Genomic DNA, 19,678 nt, shown 5'->3' with positions numbered 1-19,678 from the left:
TACGCCGTGATTCGCAGCTGATTCCGCCCGCACCCACCGGCGATGTAGCAGATCACGGGGGCGGCTCGGTCGGTGGCAGCGGCAACTCCGCGGGCACAGGCGCTGCCGCGGGCGACGAGGGCCGCGTGGGATGCTCCGGCGCGATCGGGTCTTGCGGTGTGGGCGGAGGCCACGACTGCCGCGGGGGCTGCGGCAGTGTCGCCGGCGCCAGGGTGGCAGGCAATGCGAAGTCATAGCGCTCCGGTGGATGCGGGATACGTGACCGCAACCAGGCTCCCGGTTTCCGGAGAGAACCACCTCCTTCAGTATCGGCCGCACCCGACAGGCCAAGGGACCCATCCCCGGCCCGTATCGGCCCCGATCCGGACGCCGCAGCACCATCACCATCCGGATGTTCCCCCACATCAGGCGGCTCGACACCCTTCGCATCGGCACCGTGAGGGCGAGCGCGGGCCGCAAGCGGGCGCTGGTCACTGTCGCTCCGGGGGCGCGGCGAGCCAGGCGGTGTATCCGCGTCGGAAGGACCCTGGGGCGCAATGCCGTCCGGCCCGTCGAGCCGGGGGGCCGGCTGCGGAGCGTGCGGTGACGTACCGGAAGTGGGGGGCAGGTAACCGGGGTTCGGCGGCAACAGGGGCGGCGCATAGGGGATTCCGGCACGCCAGTCGGTCAACGGTGGCCGGTCGGCGTCCCAGTGATAACCGAGGCCGATCGCATGGGCGTTGGCCTGCTGCCAGGTGGCGAGCGGGTTATCAGCCAGGAAGCGGGCCTCGGCCAGCGCGTCGTGCAACAGCACGAAATCCTGTGGCAAGGGGTTGCCTTCGACCAACCGATTCCAGGCTTCGGCAACATCGGCGAGCTGATCCATCGGTTTGCGCACATAGGTTCCGGCGGGATCGGTGTGGTCGCGTACCCGGTGCTTATCGACCATCAGATGCCGCTTGATCTGCTGGAGTTCATCCTGTTCGAAAACCGGCACATCGTCGCGCATACTTTCGGCGAGCGCATCGACGAGACCGGCAGGATCTACGCCGTAGAGCAGCGATTCGCGAATATCGACAACAGTATCGCGGACCGCGTCGGGATCATCGGTGGCGAACCGTCCGGACAATTCGGCGCCGAGCCGGTCGACCTCGTCGTGAATACGCGCTATCCGGGCGTCGACATCACCGGTCGGGTCGATGCCGGAATGCGGCTCGACCAGCCGCTGCCACACGATTTCCACAGTATGGCGGGCCGCGTCCCGCTGCTGTTCGCGCCGGTACGTGTCGATTCCGTCGACGATCCGATCGATATCTCCGTCGTCGGCTCGGAAACGCTCGTATTCGGCGTCGGCCCAATCCTGAACCCGCTGCCAGGCGGCGATATCACGCTCCCATTCGGCCCGCAGACCTTCGGGAACAACGACGCGAGCGGAGGGCGGGACATGGTCGCCGGCATCCCACGGCCGGTGCATCGGCTGAATATTGCGTTCCGGCGGCGCGAATTCGTAATCACGGAAAACCGTCCCGAACGGCGGCATATGCCGCAACCACGGCCGCGCCTGCACCCATCGGCCGATCCGCGGATGACGTTGGATCCACGTTTTCACCGCCGGATGCTTCGGCACCTGCGCTGCCATCAACAACAAACGCACCACGCCGTAGGAATCACTACCCCAGTGCTGGGAGAACAGATCCTTCGGATCGACGCCCGTGGTGTCGTATTGCTGCGGGGCCTGCGGCGCGTGCACCGGCAACGTGCTTTCCGGGACCTTGCCTGCCTGCACGTCTTCGATAGGCAGGGTGATGTCGTTGACGACATCTGTCATCGCCCAGCCGCTCACCCCGTCGGGCGGGTCTTTTGGGGTGAACTTCTTCGGCAGTGTGCCGGTATCGCGCCCGCCGGTCCAATCCGGCCGCGTCGGGTCGACGTGATGCCACACGCCTGCGGCGTCGCGCCAAGATGTCATGTCCATGCGCCGGCCGCCGACCCAGCCGGTGCTGAGCCGCTCCACCTCGGGTGGGTTCATCCGCTCACCCAACCGCCAGTTGTCCCGCCGATCGGCGAGCACCCGGCGGTACTCGATGGTGGTTTCCGGCCGGGTCAGCGCCTGCGCCACCGCGGCACTTCGACGAAGGGCGTCCGCGAGCGCGGCATCGTGGTCCGCGCGCGGCGCCGTCACCTCAGCGCGCGGACCGAATACGATGATGCGCGGTCGGTCTCCTGCCACGTAGCCGACCCGTTCGGTCGCCATCCAACCGCCTTCGGCTTCGGCCAGCGCCCGCCATACACCTGCGACACGCGCCATCTCGTCCTGGGTGCGGCCGATTGCGTTATGTGCGCGATGCACGTCGCGGGCCGAATCGGCCAACGCGTCGATCTCCCGCTGCCGTATGGCGAACCCGGCATCGGTGATCGCCGCACCGGCCAATTCCGTCCGCGCTCGATCTCGCAACCCTGCGACGGTCTCGCCCAGACGCTGCGCATCCAACGCAGCCTCATCCACCCGACCGGCACCATCCACCATGCCCAGCCGCGATGCCAGATCATCGCGCATCTCCCGCCGCGGCTTGATCCGGCGCAACTCCTCGGCACGCCGCTGAGCCAGCTGGTCCAGTTCCGCGGCAACCTCAGGAATGGGCGGGCGGTCGACTCCCGCAATGCCGCGACCGATCTCGGCGATCTGCTCGTCGAGCCGCTGGATCCGGTCACCGAGGTCATCGAACTGTTCGATACCGGCGATCAATTTCTCGATGATCCGGCGGCGACGCTGCTGCTCGGCCGCCGCAACCGGATGCCGTATCCGCCGGGACGCCTCCTCCATTCCGCCCTCGATATCGACGACATGCGAACGCATCATTTCCTCGATATCGACGATCGAATTACCGCGGTCCCCCGGATCCCGGCGCAGCCAGCTCACCGGGTCCTCGATACCGAGATCTCGGGCACGGTCGATGAACTTGGCACGAATGAATTCGCGTTCCCTGGTCGCCGACTGACGTTGCTCGACCAGCCGGTCGTACTCGGTGCGCGCCGCCAGCCGCCGCACCAACTCCTCGTCACGGACGAGTTGCGGTGCCAGCTCGGCGAGCCAGGCCGCCCGCTCCGAGGCCATCCGCGCATTCCATTCCGCCTGCTCGGCGCGCAGCCTGGACCAGCGATCATCGGGTTGCCCGTCAGCGATATCGCGCAACCACGCCGCGTGGTCGGCAGCCACCCCGGCCTCCCAGTCAGCCTGTTCTCTCCGCATCTGCTCGAACCACTCCGAGCCCGGTCCCCGGTCGCCGAAATCGTCGGAACCCGAACCGGCGAGCGGCGGTTCGGCCGGGGGCTGCGCAGCCCCGTCTCCGGTCGAGGTTTCTGGTTCGGCGGTGGACGGCTCGGTGGGGCCGGTCCGGTCGACGTCTGTCGTCTTCTCCTCGGCTGGGTGAGCGTCGTGTCGCCCGTCGTAGGTTCCGTCCCGGACATCGGGGAGTTCGGACCGCACGACAGCACTATCCGCGCGACCGGCCTGCACCCCTCCCGCTCTCGCATCGCCCGTGCCGTCGATGGCTGCTGCCCCAGGGTGGTTGTGCGTGGTGAGACCGTTTTCGCGGCCAGCGATTCCGGCCTGCTGACGACCGGGATGACCGTCTGGGGGCGCCGTGCCGAAACGAGCGGACCCACCATTGGCTGGTCTCGCGGACGAATCGGCGGCGACTTTGCTCATCCCGGCTCCGTTCGCACCGACCCCACCGCTGATCCCGGCACCGTTGCCTACCTTGGCGCCATTCATTCCCGAACCATGCGTGCCGTTGCTCGACGCCGCCGACTTCCCCGCCCCTGCAGGCGCCGATCCATCGGGCTGCGGCCCGAACTGCGCGGCCTGCCCGGTCGGCGGCACGTACCACTGCGGGTGGCGAGCCCGATAGAACAGGTCGGCCGTCATGCGACTGGCGCCCGTCAGCGCGCCATTGGATGTACCGGCGGTAACCATCCGCCAATCGAATTCGGTTTCAGTGGCGTTTTCGACGGCTTTGTCCCAGCCGTACCGATAGGTGTCGACCGTGAATTGGGCGCCTACACTCGCAGCGAATCCGGCGAATGCACCCGCGGTGCCTGCCGTCGCGCCGGTGACCGCCCCGCTGATCCACGGACGCATTCCATCGATCTTGCTCAACTGATGGCCGACCAGCTCACCCACTGGGCTCGCAGCCCCACCGCTGGCTGCCGAACTCACTGCGGCGACCGTCACCTGCGACCAACTGACGTCCCCGCGGTGGCCCTGCGCTACCTGGTAACCCTGAATCCCCAGTTCCTGCATGGTCCCGATAACGGTGTCGATGGCCATATGCCGGACCAGGAAGGTCGCGGCCTTCGCGCCGACAAGTTCAGCCGTCCAGTGGATGACCTTCTGCATTACGCGCTGCGCGATGACCCGAATACCGACCCGGGTAAACCCGATCGCCGCCGCTTCCACCGCGGGCGCGGTAGGCGGAAAGATCCACGCCGCAGCGATTTCGGCCGCCAGCAACGCCAGCGAGGAAATCATCATGAGCTTGGCGTATTCGATTTCGGTACTCACGCCATCCACCGATTCGGCGACACTGTCGACGAAGTCGGCCAGCCGCTCGATCGACTGGTCGCCACTGCGCAGACTGTCGAACTGCTCGACCATCTTGTCCACGCCGTCGCCCTGCGGATAGGCAGCGACAGTCGCCGCCTTTGCTGCGTCGATGTCGTCGAGTATTTCCCGCAGTGTGGTGGCAGTGGCACGCCAGTCACGGGCCAGGTCCCACATACCGTTTTCATCGCCCGCGGGCCAGTCCGAACCTGCTACCCACTCCAGCCATCGCAGGTAACCGGGCAGCTCAGCCATCGGCTGTCACCTCAGGCCATCGCTGCTCATGTATCCACTCCTCCAGCAGGTGGCCGGGCCCCCAGCACTCGAGTCCGTTCGCTTCGAACGATGGCATTCGAGAACGAATTTCTTGTGAAACGGATGTGAACGCGGATCGACCCCACACCGAGAAGACAGATCGGCGCACCCTGCTTTCGGTGAATTCGCCCCAGCCCGGCATGATCGCAACAGTGCGCGCACTACTGCAACGAGTGACATCGGCTCAGGTAACCGTCGACGGCGATGTGGTCGGGTGCATAGATCCCACTGAACACGGCGCCCCACACGGTCTTCTCGCATTGATCGGGGTCACCCACAGCGATACCGAGAGCACGGCGCGAGCTTTGGCCGACAAGGTGTGGCGGCTGCGCATCCTGGACGGTGAACAAAGCGCTGCCGATCTGGGCGCACCGGTCCTGGTGGTCAGCCAGTTCACCCTGTACGCCGACACCCGAAAAGGCCGACGCCCCTCCTGGTCCGCGGCGGCACCCGGTCCCACCGCCGAGCCGTTGGTCGATGCGTTCGCCGCCGCGCTCGGCGAACTCGGCGCGCCCGTAGCCACCGGTCGTTTCGGTGCCCATATGCAGGTGGAATCAACCAACGACGGTCCGGTCACCGTCATGGTGGAAGCCTGACGCCGCCAGGCGAAACCACGTACTCACCCTGTCGGCAGTTCAGACCACAACCATGGACAGGAGTTGCCGGAATCCGTTATGGATGGGGTGGATAGGGGTGGTACCCCTGCTGCGGGTACCCCTCCGGCGCTGCGTGCCTGCCATGCTGCGCCGGGCCCTGCCCCTGTGCTTGGAACTGTCCATGGGGCGCGTACTGCTGCTGCGGTACGAATTGTCCAGGCTGCGGCTGAACCGGACCCTGCGGGAACTGCCCCTGCGGCGGGAACTGCCCCTGCGGCGGGAACTGGCCCTGCGGTGAGAATTGCGTTTGCTGAGGCGGGAACTGGCCCGGCTGCGGCGGCGGAAATCCCGGCGCGGGCGGCTGGCTGCCCATCTGCTGATTCGTGGTCAACTGCTGCTGTCGTTCGGCAGCCTTGTTGATCTGGCGCGCCTTCCACCAGGCGATCAGGACGATGACAGCTATCAGGATGGCCAGGAAAATGAGCAGGTTCACCCACTCGAATTCCCCGTCGCCGTCTCCTCCGCCGACACTACCGCCGCGACGAGCCTGCAGATCCGTTACCGATGTGTCGATCCCCGCACCGCTGAACGCCGAATGATCGAGCAGAGCGAAAGTGGACAGCACGTCAAAAGAGAGCACGATTCCCCGATTCTTCGTATTCCGACGTCCTCCTCCTGGACGCCGGGCTCCCACCCTAGTTGCCGTGCCCACCTCGCCCGCAAGTCGGAGACAAAACTTGTCCGATAAGCCCGAAATAGGCGATATGGCGTATAGACGTACAGCCCGGCCTCACCAAACGATGAGACCGGGCGCAACGTTGTCCGGTTCGGTGTTACTCCGGTCGCGGCGTCAGAATACGAGGACCGTCCTCGGTAACAGCCACCGTGTGCTCCCAATGCGCGGCGCGGGTACCGTCCAGCGTCACCACGGTCCAGTCGTCGTCGAGCACCGTGGTTTCGCTGGTACCGAGCGTCAACATCGGCTCGATCGCCAGCACCGAGCCGACCACCAGCCGCGGCCCCTTACCTGGTTCGCCCTCATTGGGCAGGAACGGATCCATATGCATTTCCCGGCCGATCGCATGCCCGCCGTAACCGTCGACGATGCCATAGGAGCGGCCGTGCTCCTGCTCGGCGACCGAGGTAGCGACCTCGATGGCATGTGAGACGTCGGTGAGCCGGTTATCGGGCAGCATGGCCGCGATACCGGCATCCATGGCGCGTTCGGTGGCGACGCTGAGCAGACGGTCGGCCTCGATCAGGTTGCCGACACCGAACGTCCACGCCGAGTCACCGTGCCAGCCGTCGAGAATGGCACCGCAATCGATGGACACCAGATCGCCTTCGGCGAGGATCTCCCGTTTGCTCGGTATACCGTGCACCACCCGGTCGTTCACCGACGCGCAGATGGAGGCCGGGAAACCGTGGTAGCCCTTGAACGAGGGGACCGCGCCCGCATCCCGGATGACCTGTTCGGCGACCTCGTCCAACTCCTGGGTCGATACGCCGGGCGCCGCGGCATTGCGGACGGCGACCAGTGCCCGTCCCACGACTGCGCCCGCGGCGGCCATCGCGTCCAGTTCTCCCGCCGTGCGGAACGGCACCACCTTTTTGTTTTTACGTCCGAAAACCATGGTGGTTCAGTTCTCCATCATCAGTGGACCCGCTACCGGGCGCAGTCGGATACGCGGCATCAGCGGCCGAGCGCCGCCAACGCTCGCGCATTGACCTCGTCCACCTCGCCGAGACCGTCGACCGAGACGACCAGCCCGTCGTAATACTGCAGCAGCGGCTCGGTCTCCTCGCGGTACACCCGGAGCCGGTTGCGAATCACGGCCTCGTTGTCATCGGCGCGCCCGCGTGCCAGCATCCGCTGCACCACGGTGTCCTCGGAGACGACGAAGCAGAGCACCGCGTCCAGCTTGGTGTCATTGTCGGCGAGGATCTTCGCCAGCGCGTCGGCCTGGTCGACCGTGCGCGGATAGCCGTCGAGCACGAAGCCGTTGGCCGCGTCGGGTTCGGCGATCCGCGACTGCACCATGCGATTGGTGACATCGCTGGGAACCAGGTTGCCCGCGTCCAGGTATTTCTGTGCTTCCCTGCCCAGCACGGTCTGCTGGCTGATGTTCACGCGGAACAGGTCCCCCGTGGAGATGTGCGGCACACCCAGCTTCTCCGACAGCAGTACGGCCTGGGTGCCCTTGCCTGCGCCCGGCGGTCCGAGCAGTACAACTCTCACTTGAGGAACCCTTCGTAATTTCGATTCATCAATTGGCTTTCGATCTGCTTCACAGTGTCCAGGGCAACGCTCACGATGATCAGTACCGCGGCGCCGCCGAAGATCATGCTCTGCCCGCCGGTGGAACTACCGATATCGAGGAACACGCTCGGCAGTACAGCCACCGCACCGAGGTAGATCGAGCCGGGGAGGGTGATCCGGCTCAATACGTAGCTCAGATGATCGGCGGTCGGTTTACCGGGCCGATAGCCCGGAATGAAACCGCCGAACTTCTTCATCTCGTCGGCCCGTTCCTCCGGGTTGAAGGTGATCGCGACATAGAAGTAGGTGAAGAATACGATCAGACCGAAGTAGATCGTGATATAGACCGGGTTGGTGGGATTCACCAGATACGTCTGGATGATCTCCTGCCACCAAGACATCTCGGTGGCTCCGGCCGACCCGGTCAACTGAGCGACCAGGTTCGGCAGATACAGCAGCGAGGACGCGAAGATCACCGGGATCACGCCGGCCTGGTTGACCTTGAGCGGCAAATAGGTCGAAGAACCGCCGTACATTTTACGGCCGACCACGCGTTTGGCGTACTGCACCGGGATCCGGCGCTGCCCCTGCTCGACGAAGATCACCGCGGTGATAACAGCCAGAGCTGCCACGCAGACCACACCGAACAGCAGACCGCCGCGGCTGTCCAGAATGCTCCTGCCCTCGGCGATGACGCGGGCGGCGATACCGGCGAAGATCAGCAGCGACATACCGTTGCCGATGCCCTTTTCCGTGATCTGCTCGCCGAACCACATGACCAGGGCGGCACCCGCCGTCATCACCAGCACGATGATGACCATGCCGAAAATACTGGTATCGGCCAGAATGTCCTGCTGGCATCCCTGCAGCAGCTGACCTCGGGCGGCGAGCGCAACCAGACCGGTGGCCTGCAGAATCGCCAACGCGATAGACAGATATCGCGTGTACTGCGTCATCTTCGTCTGGCCTGCCTGGCCTTCCTTACGCAGTTCTTCGAACCGCGGAATGACGACCGTCAGCAGCTGGATGATGATGCTCGCGGTGATGTAGGGCATGATGCCGATCGCGAAGACCGACAATTGCAGTAGCGCACCACCCGAGAACAGGTTGATCAGCTGGTAGATACCGGCGTTTTCACCACCGGAGACCAGGTCGATGCACTCTTGGACCGCTTTGTAGTCGACCCCGGGTGACGGTAATGCCGCACCAGCCCGGTACAGCGCGACCAACCCCAGCGTGAAGAGAATCTTCCGCCGCAAGTCCGGAGTCCGGAAGGCCGATACGAAGGCGGAAAACACAAATCCTCCTGGCGAACGACATGGTCATGCCATGGATATTGCAGCGATGCCCCGTTCGGATTAACGCCGAACCCATGACTGGTCTTGGCAGACAACACTTGAACTCTAACAGTGGCACCGGACGAGCTTCACTCGTCCGGTGCCCGCTGTGTGTAACTGCGACGTCAGCCCAGTTCGGTGGCGCTGCCACCGGCGGCGGTGATCTTCTCCTTGGCGGAGCCGGAGAACTTGTCCGCGCTGACCTGGACGGCGACAGCGATCTCGCCCTCGCCGAGCACCTTGACCAGCTGGTTCTTGCGGACCGCGCCCGCGGCGACCAACTCGTCCTTACCGACCGTGCCGCCCTCGGGGAACAGCGCGGCGATGGTGCCCACGTTCACGACCTGGTATTCCACCCGGAACGGGTTGTTGAAGCCCTTCAGCTTCGGCAGGCGCATGTGGATCGGCATCTGACCGCCCTCGAAGGCGGCAGGCACGTTCTTACGCGCCTTGGTGCCCTTGGTACCGCGGCCCGCGGTCTTGCCCTTCGAGCCTTCACCACGGCCGACGCGGGTGCGGTCGGTCTTGGCGCCGGGAGCGGGACGCAGGTGATGCAACTTGATGGTCATTGTCAGACCTCCTCAACTGTTACGAGGTGGCGCACGACGTTGATCAACCCACGGTTCTGCGGCGTGTCCTCCCGGACGACCGACTTGCGGATACCCCGCAGGCCGAGGGTGCGCAGGGTGTCCCGCTGGTTCTGCTTGGCGCCGATCACGCTCTTGATCTGGGTCACCTTGAGATCTGCCATGGTCAGACTCCTTGTCCGGCACGGGCACGCAGCATGCCCGCGGGAGCGACGTCCTCCAGCGGCAGACCGCGGCGGGCGGCGACCTCTTCCGGACGCTGCAGCATCTTGAGCGCGGCAACGGTCGCGTGCACGACGTTGATCGCGTTGTCGCTACCGAGCGACTTGGCCAGGATGTCCTGGATGCCCGCGCACTCCAGCACGGCACGCGCCGCGCCGCCGGCGATAACACCGGTACCCGGGGTGGCCGGACGCAGCATGACCACACCGGCCGCCGCTTCGCCCTGCACCGGGTGGGTGATGGTGGAGGCAATCATCGGGACGCGGAAGAAATTCTTGCGCGCTTCCTCGACACCCTTCTGGATGGCCGCGGGAACTTCCTTGGCCTTGCCGTAGCCAACGCCGACCAGGCCGTTGCCGTCGCCGACGATGACCAGCGCGGTGAAGCTGAAGCGACGACCACCCTTGACGACCTTCGACACCCGGTTGATAGCGACGACGCGCTCGAGCTGATTCTTCTCGGCGGCGCTGTCGCGGCGGTCACCGCCGCGCCGGTCACCGCGGCGGTTGTCGCGACCGCCCTCGGTGGCGCTTCCACTCTGCCCGGCGGGTCCGTTTCCGCCGTCACGCCTCTGACGTCCCGGCATCAGACGTTCCTTCCGTTCGTGATCTTCGTCATCAGAATTTCAACCCGCCTTCCCGAGCGGCGTCGGCCAGTGCGGCAATCCGGCCGTGATAGTCGTGACCACCACGATCGAATACCACGGCCTCGACGCCCGCGGCCTTGGCGCGCTCGGCCAGCAGTTCGCCGACCTTCTTGCCCTTGGCGGTCTTGTCGCCGTCCAGAGCGCGCACATCTGCCTCGACGCTGGAGGCGGCGGCGATGGTCTTGCCGACCGAATCGTCGACCAGCTGCGCGTGCAGGTGCCGCGACGAGCGGTGCACGATCAGGCGGGGACGCTCCGTGGTGCCCTCCACCTTCTTGCGCAGACGGAAATGACGACGCGCCTTCGACAGGCGGCGGCGGGTGGACACGTCCTTGCCGAGCGGGATGCGCTTGGCTTGCTTCTTCTCCTGGCTGGCAGTCGTTTTAGCCATGATCACTTACCCGTCTTTCCGACCTTGCGGCGAACGACCTCGCCGGCGTAGCGGATGCCCTTGCCCTTGTACGGGTCGGGCTTGCGCAGACCGTGGATGACCGCCGAAATCTGGCCGACCTTCTGCTTGTCGATCCCGGAAACGGAGAACTTGGTGGGCGATTCCACCGCGAAGGTGATGCCCTCGGGCGCCTCGATCGGAACCGGGTGGCTGTAGCCGAGCGCGAACTCCAGGTTCGAGCCCTTCTGCTGCACGCGGTAGCCGACGCCGAAGATTTCCATCTTCTTCTCGTAACCCTGGGTGACACCGATCACCATATTGTTGATCAGGGTCCGGGTCAGGCCGTGCAGCGAGCGGGTGCGACGCTCGTCGTCGGGGCGGCCGACCACGATGGCGCCGTCCTCGCCCTTGCTCACGGAGATCGGCTCGGAGACGGTCAGCGACAACTGGCCCTTGGGGCCCTTCACCGCGACGTCCTGGCCGTCGATGGTCACCTCGACGCCCGCGGGAACCGAGACCGGGTGTTTACCGATACGCGACATGTGTCCGTACCCCCTTACCAGACGTAGGCGAGGACTTCCCCGCCCACACCCTGCTGAGCCGCCTGTCGGTCGGTGAGCAGGCCAGTCGACGTGGAGATGATCGCCACGCCGAGGCCGCCCAGCACCTTGGGCAGGTTGGTGGATTTCGCGTACACGCGCAGACCCGGCTTCGACACGCGCCGCAGACCCTGCAGGCTGCGCTCCCGGCTCGGCCCGTACTTCAAGTCGACGACCAGGTTTTTACCCACGGCCGCGTCCTCGGTCCGGTAATCGGCGATGTAGCCCTCACGCTTGAGGATCTCGGCGATATTCGCCTTGAGCTTCGAGTGCGGAGCCGTCACCTGATCGTGGTACGCCGAGTTGGCGTTGCGCAGACGTGTCAGGAAGTCTGCGATTGGATCAGTCATGGTCATAGTTCGACCTCGACACCTTTCTCGCTGCGGTTCCCATACAGCACCCGGCGCACCCTGCAGCGCGCCCGATCGTGGGCCTTCAGCAATTCGGCTGGTCCGGCCGGCAGTTGCCGACCGGATGAGTTCGTATCGCCCGAGCCGCCCGCGCATCAGTACACGCGGACACAGAGGTGCCCAAGCAACCGGTCCAGTGTAGGCAAAAGGGCCTGTCACTCAAAATCGGGGTGGCAAGGAAGTGCCTTCACACGACTACTTGACCAGCAGAAACGAACGGCTTCCGCGACCGACATGCCACTATGTCGAGCCCGCGCAGCCACGCCTCGGCATCCCGGAGTACATGACCTGGGAGGAGCTCGAGCAGCTGCCCGCGGAGATCGCCGAGCAGATCGAGCTTCGAGACGGACGCGTGGTGTGGTTGTGACAGGGTCCGGCAACGCCCCACGGGGGAAGCCGGACAGCCGGCGACTTGCTGATCGCGGCTGGCTCCGGCTCAACCGCGCAGAGTGGTTCGATCGGCTCGTGCGCGGAGCACCCCGCGCAGTTTTTCGGTGTGCTGTTCGAGCAGGTCGGGCCGACCATGATATTGCGCGGGTGTGTTCTGGAACAACATGATTCGCCACCCATCGGGTCGCCGCTGCGCAACGAGCGACTGGACGGCGTTGGCGGCCGGGTTCAGTTCATCCTGACCAGGAGGAATCATTCCGACGATCGCCCGCAACAGAACCACATCATCGGCCAACGGCCGCACCTCACGCACCTGCCACACATAGGACGCGGTCGGATGATCAGCGAATATCGGTGTCAAATGGTCCTCGACCTGCGCCCCGGGCACCTGACTGCCGTCGAAGCCGACCAAGGCTCCGTCTGGGTCGAACAGAGCGGCATAACCGGAGGCCTCACGCCGGTCCCACGCACCGAGCAATTCCTCATACAGCTGCACCGCTGCTTCTTCCCGGGATCTACTTTCCCCACTGGCCTCCATAAGCGTCATTCTGGCATCGAACTCCGGGGGGCGACCATACGTTCGACAGTTTCTTCGCTCGGCTCGAGGGCGACACCGTGACCGAGTTCCACATCCAACCCGGAAACGTCCTGATCCCGCACCTTCACCTGCGCGGTCCGCGGCGCGTATCCGCTGGCCATCACTGTGTAAGTCCCTTCGTCGAGGTTGGCGAAGGTGTAGGCGCCGTCTGGGCCGGTGGTCAGGGTGCCGACCACATTGCCGAGGGGATCGGTCAGCGTCACGATGGCGTCTTCCAGCGGTTGGCCACTCGGGCCGCGCACCACGCCGCGCACCCGCACACCGGGCCGGAGCACTACATCGAGCAGGGCGGTGTCCCGGCTGGTCACCTGCGCGGGGACGGCTGCGGGGTGGTAGCCGAAAGCGCTGACAGCGAGTGTGAACTCACCTTCCGGCAGGTCTTCCAGGACGAATCGGCCGGTGTGGTCGGTTTCTCCGGCAACCAGGACCTCGCCGCGCATATCCAGTGCGGCCACGGTCGCGCCGGGGACGCGGCTACCGTCACCGGCCCGCGACACCGAACCCGAGAGGCTGGCCAAGGTGGTGAGTGTGACGTCGCATGAGATCGAGCCGGCGCCCAAAACGATCGTCGAGGCGTCGGGACGGCGTCCCTCGGCGGAGGCGATCAGCACATACGAGCCCGGCGCGGGCGCAGCCAGTTCGTAGGAGCCATCGTTGCGAGACAGCGCCCTACCCAACTGCTGGCCGGACATGGAGATCAGGGTGAGTGTCGCGCCCGCGACAGCGGTTCCGCGAGCATCATGGACTCGGCCGAACAGGACAGAACCACCCGAGGGCGGCTCAGTGCGCGCTGACGTGCCATTCAGCTCCGCGGCAACGGCTTTCGTCCCGGAACCGTTCGCAGCGGACGCCGTCTGAGGAGCCGAACCGTTGGCAATTGCGGGCACGGCCTCGACCGCGGCGGGCGCATGTTCTTCGACTGGTTCGAGCGCACCGGAGGCCACGGCGACGGCGGCCTTACGCGCCGGGATGGCGAGTGCGATGACCGCGCCGAGAGCAGCCGCGCCGCAGCCGATCAGCAGGCCGACGCGGAAACCGTTCTCGCTCGGAATCGTGTAACCGCCCAGCGTGACGCTCATCTGCGCCAATACCGCGCCGACAACGGCCGACGCCGTCGAGGTGCCGATGGAACGCATCAGGGTGTTGAAGCTGTTGGCTGCGGCGGTCTCCGTCGGCGGCACTGCGGCCATGACCAGCGCGGGCATCGCGCCGTAGGCGAAGCCGACGCCGATACTGATGATGACCGTCACGGCGAGCAGACCCAACGTGGTGCCCATCAACGCCATCGAGGAACCGTAGCCTGCGGCGATGATGAGGCAGCCGACGATCAGGGTGATCTTGGGGCCGCTCAACGCGGACAGTTTCGCGCCGATGGGTGACACCAGCATCATCATCAAACCGGCCGGAGCCATCCACAGACCCATCGCCATCATCGACTGGCCAAGACCGTAACCGGTGAACTCGGGGAGTTGCAGCAGCTGCGGCACGATCAGCGACTGCCCGAACATGGCCATACCGACGACGATGGAGGCAGCGTTGGTGAGCAGCACCTGCGGCCGGGCGGTGACCCGCAGATCGACCAGCGGGTCACCGGAACGCAGCTCCCCCCAGGCCCACAGCAGCGCCACAACGACTGCGGCGGCGAACAGGCTGATCGTGATCGCGCTGGTCCAGCCCCACGACGCGCCCTTGGATACCGCGAGCAGCAGGCACACCAGCGCTGTCCCGAGGCCGATCGCGCCGAGGTAATCGAACCGACCTGTTGCGTTCACCGGGGTTTTAGGCAGCACCACGAAGATCAGCACGCCCACGATCGCGGCCAGCACAGCGGTTCCCCAGAACAGCAGCCGCCAGCTGCTGTATTCGACGACGGCTGCCGCCAGGGGGAGCCCCAGCGCACCGCCGATACCGAGCGAGGAGCTGATCAACGCGATACCCGTGCCGAGACGATGCGGGGGCAGCAGGTCACGCAGCGCGGCGATACCGACCGGGATGAGGCCGACGCCCATGCCCTGGAGCCCGCGGCCGATGATCATCGGCCACAGCGACGACGACACGGCGCACAGCGCGGAACCGGCGACGAGCGGTACCACCGATCCCAGCAGCACCACCCGTTTGCCGTAGAGGTCGCCCAACCTGCCCGCGACCGGGGTGGTCACGGCACCGGCCAGCAGACTGGCGGTCACCACCCAGGTGGCGTTGTCCGCTGTCGTGTTCAGCAGCTGGGGCAGCTGCCCGAGCAGCGGGATCACCAGGGTCTGCGTCAGCGACGCCACGATGCCGGCGAAGGCCAGCACCGCAAGTAGCCCACCGGCGCGGCCTGGGGGTGCGGACGTTTCCACGCGCCAATCTCCTCAATTACCGAAAGTAAGTAAATATGTATCGTACATATAACATGTATGATGCAAGCTAAGCACCCTCCACTACAGGCCGAGTGCTGTGCATCACTCCGGCAAGCTGTCCACTTAACAGAACAACGGCCGGATAGAAAGGACGAAATGGACAAGCCCGTCCACTTGATCGAGTTCGAAACGATGCTGCTCAGCCGCTACACACTCAACCCCCGCTTCAGCAGCACCAAACGCGTACTCGACCGCAGCGCCTACCTGCTACTGAACCGGCTGGAACTCGAAGGGCCCATGTCCATCAGACAGCTGAGCAGCGCATTACAGCTGGACGAGTCCACTCTCAGCCGCCAAACCAACGCGCTCTTGCGCGCCGAACTCGTGGAACGTATCGCCGACCCGGATTGCGGCCTCGCCCGCAAATTCCGCGCGACAGCAGAAGGGCGGCGGCGACTCGACACGGTGCGGGCCACCAACATTGCGGGCATCAGCACAGTGCTGACCGACTGGAGCCCCGACGATGTCGCCACCTTCGCCACCTACCTGCAGCGCTTCAACAACAGCATCGAAGAACGTGCCGGAAACCCATGGCCCCGCCCCGACGGCGAAACTGCTACCGGTTCACCTGCCGAACCGAGTCGGTATGAAACTCTTCATACTCCTTGATAGAATCCGGGCATGAAACGGATCACCATCAGTGTCCCGGATGAAGTCGCAGCCAAGGCCGACAATGCGGTCACACGGGGGGAAGCGGCGTCGGTATCGGCCTGGTTCTCCGCGATCGCTCGCCGGGAACCCGACTGGATCGCGGCGCAAGAGGCAGCCGATGAGATGGCCGCCGAAGCCGGGGTGACCGAGGCCGATCTCGCCTGGGCACGCGCCACGCTCGGCCTCGACACAATCGGCGACGTCGCGTGATCGTGCTCGATACCGGAGCACTGATCGGAATCGAGAAACGAGACGCCCGGACCGCCGCGCTGATACAGGCAGCCATACACGCCCGGCAGCGGATCACACTACCCGCCACGGTCCTCGGCCAGGCCTGGCGCAACAGCTCCCGCCAACACCCGCTGACGCGGCTGCTGGCTGCCGATGGTCTCCACATCGCGGATCTCGATCGGCGTCACGCGCTGGCCATAGGAGCCCTGCTGGCCGCATCGGGCACCACCGACGTGGTCGACGCACACGTAATCGTCTGCGCTCGCGCCACTCGCGCGACCACGATCATCACCTCCGATCCCGACGACCTCCGGCAGCTCGACCCGACGATCCCGCTGACAGTGGTGTGAGCTCAGCGCGCGATGGACGACGAGGCGGTGACGCGGCGGCCCAACCTGGTGATCTCGCTGGCCGCGGTATGACCTCGGAATGCAGGGACAGGACGAAGGGCAGCCGTAACAGGCTGCCCTTCGAATGATGTCGGGGTTCAGATACTGAAATTGACACTGCCGAGGGAGACGTATTACCCGACCGAGCCCCCGCCCCCAGAGCCGATGCCAGCCGAGCCAACGCCAGCCGAACCGACACCAGCCGAACCAACGCCAGCCGAACCAACGCCAGCCGAGCCCACGCCAGCCGAACCGACACCAGCCGAGCCCACGCCAGCCGAACCGACACCAGCCGAGCCCACGCCAGCCGAACCGACACCAGGGACAACAGAGCCGAGGCCGGGGACGGCAGAGCCGAGACCAGCCGAACCGACGCCCGGGACGACAGAGCCGAGACCGGGGACGGCAGAGCCGGTAACAGGATCGGCGGTGGGTGCCGAGGTGCCCGTCGCGGCCGCAGCGGCCGGAGCCCCTACAGCTCCCAACGACAAAGCGATGACCGTTGCCGCGAATGCCTTCCTCTTTGCATTAGTCATTACTCGTCCTTCAAGTTGGATTACATTGCACGGAATTACGCGATCGCGATTCTGATTCTCAACCCACCAGCGATCGAGAAGCCAGACCAAATTCTGAACGCCCAAACCGTAACATGAGCCGACGCCACTCGAGAACACCTTTATCCCGCACTACTGCGGAATGGAGCAGGAAAAAAACCGAAAGACCTTTTCCCCCGAAAGTAGGCGACCGTATTACGGGCACAAGCCGGCCCGACCCCTTTGCCTGGGACGGTAACGGGGCGCCGCTATGGAGTCCGTTCCCTCGTAGACGGATGTTGTCGTACCGATAGGGCAAGGTCGAAGGCTCGGTCTATCTGCTCACTCGGCGCCTACCATGAACACGTGTCGAGGCCGCGGAGCGAACGCCAGGGCTCCACACCCCGGTGATGATCAACCCCAGATTCCTCGGAGCCGGGTTGCTCGAGTCCAGGTAGTTGGATACGTAAGGAACGCCCGAACCCCCATCGGCTGTCGCCAGGAGCTGGAGCTGGAAACGGTGGCACCGAAAGCTGGGTAGGAAGTATCGGCCCAGAATTCGTGGAAAATCTTCTGACCTTCTGGTATTCCGATATCCGGAACCCGAGGCATCGAACGGACGAGCGGCTAATTATATCTCAATAATTTACGGAGGACACGAAAATTACCGCATCGGCGTGCCACGCGCACCCGTTGCGAACGGTCGTCGTGAGCACGAAAGGGACCCGAGCCGCAGCTCGGGTCCCTTTCGCAACGATCTTCCCGACCGGCAACGCCGACCGGGATCAGCTCACCAGGAGCTCTTGTGCACGCCGGGCAGTTCGCCCTTGTGCGCCATATCGCGCAGGCACACGCGGCACAGGCCGAACTTGCGGTACACCGCGTGCGGGCGGCCGCAACGCTGGCAGCGGGTGTAGCCGCGGACGGCAAACTTCGGCTTACGGTTGGCCTTGTTGACCAGAGCTTTCTTAGCCATGTGCTCAGTTCTCCTTGAACGGGAAGCCGAGGTGCTTGAGCAGGGCACGGCCTTCTTCGTTGTTGGTCGCGGAGGTGACGACGGTGATGTCCATACCGCGCGGTCGGTCGATCTTGTCGACGTCGATCTCATGGAACATCGACTGTTCACTCAGGCCGAACGTGTAGTTGCCGTTGCCGTCGAACTGCTTCGGCGACAGACCACGGAAGTCGCGGATACGGGGCAGCGCGATGGAAACCAGGCGGTCCAGGAACTCCCACATGCGGTCGCCGCGCAGGGTTACCTTCGCGCCGATCGGCATACCTTCGCGCAGCTTGAACTGGGCGATGGACTTGGTCGCCTTGCGGATCTGCGGCTTCTGGCCGGTGATCAGCGCCAGATCCTCGACCGCGCCGTTGATCAGCTTGGCGTCGCGGGCGGCGTCACCCACACCCATGTTCACGACGACCTTCACCACGCCCGGGATCTGCATCACATTGGCGTAGTTGAATTCGGAGTTCAGCGCGTCCTTGATTTCCTCGCGGTAGCGGACCTTGAGGCGCGGCTGGATCTTTTCGGTCGTAGTCATGTCAGATGTCCTTCCCGTTCTTACGGGAGACCCGGACCCGCTTGCCGTTCTCGTCGGTGCGGTAGCCGACACGGGTCGGCTTGCCGTCGGAGTCGACGACCATCACGTTGGAGACGTGGATCGGGGCTTCCTGGGTCACGATGCCGCCGGAGGAGGCGCCGCGCTGGTTGGCGGAGTTCGCGACGTGCTTCTTGATGCGGTTCACGCCCTCGACGAGGACCCGGTTCTCCTTCGGGTAGGCCTGAATGACCTTGCCCTTGGCACCCTTGTCCTTACCCGAGATGACGAGCACGGTGTCGCCCTTGTGCACCTTCATGTCAGAGCACCTCCGGGGCCAGCGAGACGATCTTCATGAACTTCTTGTCACGCAGCTCGCGGCCCACCGGGCCGAAGATGCGGGTGCCGCGCGGATCGTTGTCCGGCTTGATGAGCACGGCGGCGTTCTCGTCGAAACGGATGTAGGAACCATCCGGACGACGCCGCTCCTTGGTGGTACGCACCACGACGGCCTTGACGACGTCACCACGTTTGACGTTGCCGCCGGGGATGGCGTCCTTCACGGTGGCGACGATAACGTCGCCGATACCGGCATAGCGACGCGACGAGCCACCGAGAACGCGGATGCAGAGGATCTCCTTAGCACCCGTGTTGTCGGCGACACGCAGTCGCGACTCCTGCTGAATCACTTCAGCCTCCTCGACCTGGACGTAAAAGCACGCCGGATTGCCGACCCGACGGGCATGGTCTGCTGCCACCCGAACACGCGCCTACCAGCGGTTTCGTTCGATCTGGACCGATCAACCACTGGGGGTTCGCCGCCGGATTGCGGGCACAGCTCCCGCAGGCAACCGGTCTAGTGTAAGCGAACGCCCAGCTCACCCCAAAGCTGGGTTGTCGGCGCGCTGGCGCGCGCGGGTTTGCGGCCCCCTTGTGGCTCGCGTTTCAGCCCTCGCGACTTGCGCCTTCGGCGCGTGCGCTGCGAGGGCTGAAACGCG

At 65.1% G+C, this 19,678-nt stretch carries 22 protein-coding genes and 1 pseudogene; 5 read left to right on the top strand and 18 right to left on the bottom strand.

All coding sequences use genetic code 11. From position 1 onward, the window contains the following. Positions 1–52 precede the first annotated feature (52 nt). A complete protein-coding gene (locus tag B0T44_RS21105; RefSeq protein WP_077114423.1) occupies positions 53–4,837 on the bottom strand; it encodes a WXG100-like domain-containing protein in 4,785 nt (1,594 codons plus the stop codon). 212 nt (positions 4,838–5,049) lie between these two features. Between B0T44_RS21105 and dtd the strand changes: the two genes are divergently transcribed. Continuing rightward, positions 5,050–5,493 (top strand): D-aminoacyl-tRNA deacylase, encoded by a 444-nt coding sequence (gene dtd / locus B0T44_RS21100; protein ID WP_077114739.1) that lies wholly within the window; start codon positions 5,050–5,052, stop codon positions 5,491–5,493. A 76-nt stretch (positions 5,494–5,569) separates the two neighbouring features. Here the strand turns inward: dtd and B0T44_RS21095 are convergent, their stop codons facing one another. From B0T44_RS21095 to rpsH, 10 genes are all read right to left on the bottom strand, one after another. Further along, complete coding sequence (locus B0T44_RS21095) at positions 5,570–6,133, bottom strand: hypothetical protein (protein ID WP_077114421.1); 564 nt, start codon at positions 6,131–6,133, stop codon at positions 5,570–5,572. 193 nt (positions 6,134–6,326) lie between these two features. Beyond that, the gene (map, locus tag B0T44_RS21090; protein WP_077114419.1) at positions 6,327–7,127 is read right to left on the bottom strand and encodes a type I methionyl aminopeptidase; all 801 of its coding nucleotides are present in this window, start codon (positions 7,125–7,127) and stop codon (positions 6,327–6,329) included. A 59-nt stretch (positions 7,128–7,186) separates the two neighbouring features. Next, entirely contained in the window at positions 7,187–7,732 is a 546-nt protein-coding gene (locus tag B0T44_RS21085; protein WP_077114417.1) for an adenylate kinase, read from the bottom strand. Beyond that, the gene (gene secY, locus B0T44_RS21080; protein ID WP_077114415.1) at positions 7,729–9,051 is read right to left on the bottom strand and encodes a preprotein translocase subunit SecY; all 1,323 of its coding nucleotides are present in this window, start codon (positions 9,049–9,051) and stop codon (positions 7,729–7,731) included. Before secY ends, B0T44_RS21085 begins: the two co-directional genes overlap by 4 nt. Before the next feature lie 164 nt (positions 9,052–9,215). Beyond that, positions 9,216–9,659 carry a 50S ribosomal protein L15 gene (gene rplO / locus B0T44_RS21075; protein ID WP_077114413.1) on the bottom strand — a complete coding sequence of 148 codons (444 nt, stop codon included), beginning with the start codon at positions 9,657–9,659 and terminating at the stop codon, positions 9,216–9,218. 2 nt (positions 9,660–9,661) lie between these two features. Beyond that, complete coding sequence (gene rpmD / locus B0T44_RS21070) at positions 9,662–9,841, bottom strand: 50S ribosomal protein L30 (protein ID WP_077114411.1); 180 nt, start codon at positions 9,839–9,841, stop codon at positions 9,662–9,664. Between the two features lie 2 nt (positions 9,842–9,843). Beyond that, positions 9,844–10,485, bottom strand: a complete 642-nt coding sequence (rpsE, locus tag B0T44_RS21065; protein WP_077114409.1) for a 30S ribosomal protein S5 — start codon at positions 10,483–10,485, stop codon at positions 9,844–9,846. A 31-nt stretch (positions 10,486–10,516) separates the two neighbouring features. Continuing rightward, the gene (rplR, locus tag B0T44_RS21060; RefSeq protein ID WP_077114407.1) at positions 10,517–10,936 is read right to left on the bottom strand and encodes a 50S ribosomal protein L18; all 420 of its coding nucleotides are present in this window, start codon (positions 10,934–10,936) and stop codon (positions 10,517–10,519) included. Positions 10,937–10,938: 2 nt separating this feature from the next. Next, the gene (rplF, locus tag B0T44_RS21055) at positions 10,939–11,478 is read right to left on the bottom strand and encodes a 50S ribosomal protein L6 (protein WP_077114404.1); all 540 of its coding nucleotides are present in this window, start codon (positions 11,476–11,478) and stop codon (positions 10,939–10,941) included. Between the two features lie 14 nt (positions 11,479–11,492). Then, entirely contained in the window at positions 11,493–11,891 is a 399-nt protein-coding gene (rpsH, locus tag B0T44_RS21050; RefSeq protein WP_077114402.1) for a 30S ribosomal protein S8, read from the bottom strand. Between the two features lie 235 nt (positions 11,892–12,126). Here rpsH and B0T44_RS28740 point away from each other — a divergent pair, with 235 nt between their 5' ends. Beyond that, complete coding sequence (locus B0T44_RS28740; protein WP_425436775.1) at positions 12,127–12,312, top strand: hypothetical protein; 186 nt, start codon at positions 12,127–12,129, stop codon at positions 12,310–12,312. 69 nt (positions 12,313–12,381) lie between these two features. Here the strand turns inward: B0T44_RS28740 and B0T44_RS21045 are convergent, their stop codons facing one another. The 3 genes and pseudogenes from B0T44_RS21045 to B0T44_RS28210 form a co-directional block, all read right to left on the bottom strand. Next, complete coding sequence (locus B0T44_RS21045) at positions 12,382–12,873, bottom strand: SgcJ/EcaC family oxidoreductase (protein ID WP_077114399.1); 492 nt, start codon at positions 12,871–12,873, stop codon at positions 12,382–12,384. Positions 12,874–12,878: 5 nt separating this feature from the next. Beyond that, positions 12,879–13,820 carry an MSCRAMM family protein gene (locus B0T44_RS28215; protein ID WP_254854125.1) on the bottom strand — a complete coding sequence of 314 codons (942 nt, stop codon included), beginning with the start codon at positions 13,818–13,820 and terminating at the stop codon, positions 12,879–12,881. A gap of 6 nt (positions 13,821–13,826) precedes the next feature. Further along, a pseudogene (locus tag B0T44_RS28210) lies at positions 13,827–15,275 on the bottom strand (MFS transporter); the annotation flags it as partial. A gap of 156 nt (positions 15,276–15,431) precedes the next feature. On the opposite strand from B0T44_RS28210, the gene B0T44_RS21035 reads away from it, so the two are divergent. The 3 genes from B0T44_RS21035 to B0T44_RS21025 are packed head-to-tail and all read left to right on the top strand — an operon-like array spanning position 15,432 to position 16,567. Beyond that, positions 15,432–15,944 carry a MarR family winged helix-turn-helix transcriptional regulator gene (locus B0T44_RS21035; protein ID WP_077114395.1) on the top strand — a complete coding sequence of 171 codons (513 nt, stop codon included), beginning with the start codon at positions 15,432–15,434 and terminating at the stop codon, positions 15,942–15,944. A 12-nt stretch (positions 15,945–15,956) separates the two neighbouring features. Then, the gene (locus tag B0T44_RS21030) at positions 15,957–16,196 is read left to right on the top strand and encodes a hypothetical protein (protein ID WP_077114392.1); all 240 of its coding nucleotides are present in this window, start codon (positions 15,957–15,959) and stop codon (positions 16,194–16,196) included. Continuing rightward, the gene (locus B0T44_RS21025) at positions 16,193–16,567 is read left to right on the top strand and encodes a PIN domain-containing protein (protein ID WP_175647902.1); all 375 of its coding nucleotides are present in this window, start codon (positions 16,193–16,195) and stop codon (positions 16,565–16,567) included. Before B0T44_RS21030 ends, B0T44_RS21025 begins: the two co-directional genes overlap by 4 nt. Before the next feature lie 1,362 nt (positions 16,568–17,929). Here the strand turns inward: B0T44_RS21025 and B0T44_RS21015 are convergent. Genes B0T44_RS21015 through rplN form a run of 4 tightly spaced genes read right to left on the bottom strand, consistent with a single transcriptional unit; the run spans position 17,930 to position 19,369 of the window. After that, complete coding sequence (locus B0T44_RS21015; RefSeq protein ID WP_077114386.1) at positions 17,930–18,115, bottom strand: type Z 30S ribosomal protein S14; 186 nt, start codon at positions 18,113–18,115, stop codon at positions 17,930–17,932. Positions 18,116–18,119: 4 nt separating this feature from the next. Next, positions 18,120–18,683, bottom strand: a complete 564-nt coding sequence (rplE, locus tag B0T44_RS21010) for a 50S ribosomal protein L5 (protein WP_077114384.1) — start codon at positions 18,681–18,683, stop codon at positions 18,120–18,122. A gap of 1 nt (position 18,684) precedes the next feature. Then, positions 18,685–18,999 (bottom strand): 50S ribosomal protein L24, encoded by a 315-nt coding sequence (gene rplX, locus B0T44_RS21005; RefSeq protein ID WP_077114382.1) that lies wholly within the window; start codon positions 18,997–18,999, stop codon positions 18,685–18,687. A 1-nt stretch (position 19,000) separates the two neighbouring features. Continuing rightward, on the bottom strand, positions 19,001–19,369 hold the full coding sequence (gene rplN, locus B0T44_RS21000) for a 50S ribosomal protein L14 (RefSeq protein WP_033244618.1): 369 nt from the start codon (positions 19,367–19,369) through the stop codon (positions 19,001–19,003). Positions 19,370–19,678 lie beyond the last annotated feature (309 nt).

Source organism: Nocardia donostiensis, from assembly GCF_002081715.1.
Classification (GTDB): Bacteria; Actinomycetota; Actinomycetes; order Mycobacteriales; family Mycobacteriaceae; genus Nocardia; species Nocardia donostiensis.
Note: the sequence above shows the minus strand (reverse complement) of the source record. Positions and strands in the feature narration are given on the sequence as shown.

Bases quoted from the DNA above. Each gene is read 5' to 3' on its own strand.
- rplE (WP_077114384.1), bottom strand. From the start codon at position 18,683: ATGACTACGACCGAAAAGATCCAGCCGCGCCTCAAGGTCCGCTACCGC.
- B0T44_RS21105 (WP_077114423.1), bottom strand. From the start codon at position 4,837: ATGGCTGAGCTGCCCGGTTACCTGCGATGGCTGGAGTGGGTAGCAGGT.
- rplF (WP_077114404.1), bottom strand. From the start codon at position 11,478: ATGTCGCGTATCGGTAAACACCCGGTCTCGGTTCCCGCGGGCGTCGAG.
- map (WP_077114419.1), bottom strand. From the start codon at position 7,127: ATGGTTTTCGGACGTAAAAACAAAAAGGTGGTGCCGTTCCGCACGGCG.
- rplX (WP_077114382.1), bottom strand. From the start codon at position 18,999: ATGAAGGTGCACAAGGGCGACACCGTGCTCGTCATCTCGGGTAAGGAC.
- B0T44_RS21035 (WP_077114395.1), top strand. From the start codon at position 15,432: ATGGACAAGCCCGTCCACTTGATCGAGTTCGAAACGATGCTGCTCAGC.
- B0T44_RS21030 (WP_077114392.1), top strand. From the start codon at position 15,957: ATGAAACGGATCACCATCAGTGTCCCGGATGAAGTCGCAGCCAAGGCC.
- B0T44_RS21015 (WP_077114386.1), bottom strand. From the start codon at position 18,115: ATGGCTAAGAAAGCTCTGGTCAACAAGGCCAACCGTAAGCCGAAGTTT.
- rpmD (WP_077114411.1), bottom strand. From the start codon at position 9,841: ATGGCAGATCTCAAGGTGACCCAGATCAAGAGCGTGATCGGCGCCAAG.
- B0T44_RS21045 (WP_077114399.1), bottom strand. From the start codon at position 12,873: ATGGAGGCCAGTGGGGAAAGTAGATCCCGGGAAGAAGCAGCGGTGCAG.
- rpsE (WP_077114409.1), bottom strand. From the start codon at position 10,485: ATGCCGGGACGTCAGAGGCGTGACGGCGGAAACGGACCCGCCGGGCAG.
- rpsH (WP_077114402.1), bottom strand. From the start codon at position 11,891: ATGACCATGACTGATCCAATCGCAGACTTCCTGACACGTCTGCGCAAC.
- rplO (WP_077114413.1), bottom strand. From the start codon at position 9,659: ATGACCATCAAGTTGCATCACCTGCGTCCCGCTCCCGGCGCCAAGACC.
- rplR (WP_077114407.1), bottom strand. From the start codon at position 10,936: ATGGCTAAAACGACTGCCAGCCAGGAGAAGAAGCAAGCCAAGCGCATC.